Origin of the sequence: Streptomyces sp. MnatMP-M17 (assembly GCF_900091995.1) — a bacterium.
In the GTDB taxonomy this organism is placed as follows: Bacteria; Actinomycetota; Actinomycetes; order Streptomycetales; family Streptomycetaceae; genus Streptomyces.
In genome coordinates this window covers 1-3,686 of the sequence record NZ_FMDK01000660.1, presented here as the reverse complement: position 1 = coordinate 3,686, position 3,686 = coordinate 1, and the positions used below count along the sequence as shown (strand labels likewise).

Sequence of the window (3,686 nt, the reverse complement as noted above, 5' to 3'; positions counted from 1 at the left end):
CGGGCGCCGTGGCCGACGCCGTACGGGCCGGCGGCGGCCGGATCCGTATGGAGAGCCCGGTCCTCGGTCTGACCCGTACCGCCGAGCAGTGGCGGATCCGTACCGACCGTGAGGTGCTGTCCGCCGACGGTGTGGTCCTGGCGGCTCCCGCGTGGTCCGCCGCCGCCCTGCTCGCCGACGAGTCCCCGGCCGCCTCCGCCGAACTCGCCGCGATCGAGTACGCCTCGATGGCGCTGGTGACGATGGCCTTCCGACGCGCCGACGCCGACGCGCTGCCCGACGGCAGCGGCTTTCTCGTACCGCCCGTGGACGGACACACGATCAAGGCGTCGACCTTCTCCACCCGCAAGTGGCGCTGGGTCGCGGACGCCGCGCCCGGTCTCTTCCTGCTGCGTACCTCGATCGGGCGGTACGGCGAGGAGGAGCGGGTGCACCAGGACGACGCCGATCTGGTCGAGGTGTCCCTGCGCGATCTCGCCGAGGCGACCGGGCTCACCGCGCGTCCCGTGGCCACCGAGGTCACCCGCTGGATCGACGGCCTGCCGCAGTATCCCGTGGGACATCAGGCCCGGGTCGCCCGGATCCGGGAGGCCGTCGCCAAGCTGCCGGGCCTGCGCGTCTGCGGCGCTCCCTACGACGGCGTCGGCATCCCGGCCTGTGTCGCGAGCGCCCGCCGCGCGGCCGACGAGATCATCGCCACGTCGACCCTGGCGTGGGGCACCGGACGCGGCGCGGGAGAATAGGGCCATGACTGCTGTTCCAGAGAAGACCCCGAACGCGGGCAAGAAGGCCAAGGACCTCAACGAGGTCATCCGCTACACGCTGTGGTCCGTCTTCAAGCTGCGTGACGTGCTGCCCGAGGACAGGACCGGCTACGCGGAGGAGGTCCAGGAGCTGTTCGACCAGCTCGGCGCCAAGGACATCACCGTACGGGGCACCTACGACGTGTCCGGGCTGCGCGCCGACGCCGATGTCATGATCTGGTGGCACGCCGAGACCTCGGACGAGCTCCAGGAGGCGTACAACCGCTTCCGCCGCACACGGCTGGGACGGGCGCTGGAGCCGGTCTGGTCGAACATGGCGCTGCACCGGCCCGCCGAGTTCAACAAGTCGCACGTACCGGCCTTCCTGGCCGACGAGACGCCTCGGAACTATGTGAGCGTCTATCCCTTCGTACGCTCGTACGACTGGTATCTGCTGCCCGACGAGGACCGTCGCAGGATGCTCGCGGACCACGGCAAAATGGCGCGCGGTTATCCGGACGTACGCGCCAACACCGTGGCGTCGTTCTCGCTCGGCGACTACGAGTGGGTGCTCGCCTTCGAGGCCGACGAGCTGTACCGGATCGTCGATCTGATGCGTCATCTGCGCGGCTCGGAGGCGCGGATGCATGTCCGCGAGGAGGTCCCGTTCTACACGGGCCGCCGCAAGTCGGTCGCGGAACTGGTCGCCGGGCTGGCCTAAGACGCCTCACGCGCACGGGTTTCCGTGGCCCGCGCTCGGTGGCCGGTCCTCGGCTGTACGGACCGGCCGTCCCGCCCGGAAGATCAGACGATCGGCGGCAGCTTGCGGCTGCCCGACCGCTCGTCCAGCGACACCGGGTTCGGTTCCGTGTGCGGCGCGCACTCCGCGCGCCGCACCGGTGCCTCTCCACGGAGGAGATAGTCCTCCAGATATTTGTTGACACAGGCGTTGTTGCCGCCGGCGATCCCATGCGTACCGGCGTCGCGCTCGGTCACCAGGGCGGAACCGGCCAGCCTGCGCTGGAGTTCGAGCGCTCCCTCGTACGGCGTCGCCGCGTCCCGCTCGGCCGCCAGGATCAGCGTCGGCGGCAGCTCGCCCGGCCAGGTACGGACATCGAGCGGCTGCTGCCGTGGCATCGGCCAGTAGGCGCACGGCAGATTCATCCAGGCGTTGTCCCAGGTCTCGAAGGGCGCGCGGCGCGCGAGTTCGGTGTTGTCCCGGTCCCACACCTGCCAGTCCGTCGGCCAGGGCGCGTCGTTGCACTCGACGGCGGTGTACACGGCGTTGCCGTTCTCACTGTCGGCGGCGGCCACCGGTCTGGGCGAGGCCTGTGCGATCAGCGGCGCCGGATTGCCCTTGACGTACTCGGAGAGCGCGGTGGCGCGCATCGCCCAGTAGTCGTCGTAGTAACCGGCCCCGAGCATCGCCGCCTGCAACTGGCCGGGACCGACCTTTCCGCCGGCCGGCTCGTGCGCCACCGCGGCGCGCACCGTCTCGTAACTCCGCTGGACTTCCTCCGGCGTGGTGCCGAGCCGGTAGGTCTTGTGGTGCTTGGCGACCCAGGTACGGAAGTCGGCCCAGCGGCGCTCGAACGCCACCGACTGATCGAGGTTGTTGCCGTACCAGATCTGCCGCGGATCCGGATTGACCGCCGAGTCGAAGACCATCCTGCGCACATGGGACGGGAAGAGCGTGGCGTAGAGCGCGCCGAAGTACGTGCCGTACGAGGCGCCCATGAAGGTCAGCCGCTCCTCGCCGAGCGCCGCGCGCAGTACGTCCAGATCGCGGGCGTTGTTGAGCGAGGTGAAGTGGGCCAGGGCGGGACCGGTGTTCTCGGCGCAGCCCTGGGCATACGCCTTGGCCTCGGCGATCCGCTCCAGTTTGTACGACTCGGAGGGATGCGTCGGCGACTGGGTCGGCGCCTTGGTGAAGTCCGCCGGATTCTGGCAGGAGAGCGGCGCGGAGCGGCCCACTCCGCGAGGCGCGTAGCCGACGATGTCGTACGCCTGGGCGATCCGCTTCCACTCGGGCATCTCGGCGGCCATCGGGAAGTACATGCTGGAGGCGCCCGGGCCACCGGGATTGAAGACCAGCGCGCCCTGCCGCTGGTCCGGCTCCCCGCTCGCGCGGACACGGCTGACGGTGAGACGGATCTTCTTGCCTTCGGGCTCGGCGTAGTCGAGCGGGACCTGGACCGTGCCGCAGGTGATGTGCGGCGGCAGCATCTCGGCCTTGGGACAGGGGCCGAACGCGACACCGGTGGCGGCGGCGCGCCGGGCGGCACGGGCGACGCCACGGCTCTCGGCGGCGGCCTTCGTACGGGAGATGACCGCACTCGCGATACCGGAGCCCGTGCCGCCCGTGCTGGTCCTGTCGCCTGTGCCGTCGGCGCCGTCCGCGGGAGTGACGACGAGGGCCGACAGGACCAGGGAGCCGAGGGTGGTCAGAGCCCCGTACTTCGCCAATGCGCGCATCGCGTTCCCTTCAGGCCTGCGGTTGTGGGATCAACCGCAGACAGAGGGTCGGCAGCGGGAGTGGGCTTCGCAAGGACTGGTGAGCGGTGTCGGAGGCGATGACTCCGATGCGCCCGAGGGCCACTCAGGAGGCTCTTCCGAGGTGCGGAGTCGTGCGGGATGTGCGGGGGGAGCGATGGGACAGCGGCGGGACAGACGGGACAGAGGAGGGGATCCGGTCTCAGGAGCTGCCTCCGCCGCCGCAACTGCTGCCGCCTCCGCCGCCACAGCTGCTCCCGGAGGAACCTCCGCTGCTCCCGCAGGAGTTCGCGCCACAGCCGGATCCCGATCCGCCGCAGCCCGTACCGGAACCGGGATCTCCGCCCGCGCACCATGCCACCGCCTCGGCGGAGGTGTGTCCGACGGCGGAGAAGTGATGTCCCGGCCGTGGCAGGGCGGCGGCCCGCAACTGCCGTTGCAGTACGGGAT

3 protein-coding genes and 1 pseudogene are annotated in these 3,686 nt (G+C 70.6%); 2 read left to right on the top strand and 2 right to left on the bottom strand.

Going from position 1 to position 3,686, the window contains the following annotated elements:
• Both hemG and hemQ read left to right on the top strand, forming a co-directional pair.
• A partial coding sequence (gene hemG, locus GA0115259_RS27620; protein WP_093602082.1) for a protoporphyrinogen oxidase occupies positions 1-743 on the top strand: 743 nt, incomplete at its 5' end.
• A gap of 4 nt (positions 744-747) precedes the next feature.
• Positions 748-1,464 carry a hydrogen peroxide-dependent heme synthase gene (gene hemQ, locus GA0115259_RS27615; RefSeq protein WP_093602080.1) on the top strand — a complete coding sequence of 239 codons (717 nt, stop codon included), beginning with the start codon at positions 748-750 and terminating at the stop codon, positions 1,462-1,464.
• An 83-nt stretch (positions 1,465-1,547) separates the two neighbouring features.
• Here the strand turns inward: hemQ and GA0115259_RS27610 are convergent, their stop codons facing one another.
• Together GA0115259_RS27610 and GA0115259_RS41240 are read right to left on the bottom strand one after the other, a co-directional pair.
• Positions 1,548-3,218: an alpha/beta hydrolase gene (locus tag GA0115259_RS27610; RefSeq protein ID WP_093602078.1), complete on the bottom strand. Its 1,671-nt coding sequence runs from the start codon at positions 3,216-3,218 to the stop codon at positions 1,548-1,550.
• Positions 3,219-3,438: 220 nt separating this feature from the next.
• Positions 3,439-3,686 (bottom strand): annotated as a pseudogene (locus GA0115259_RS41240) (hypothetical protein); the annotation flags it as partial.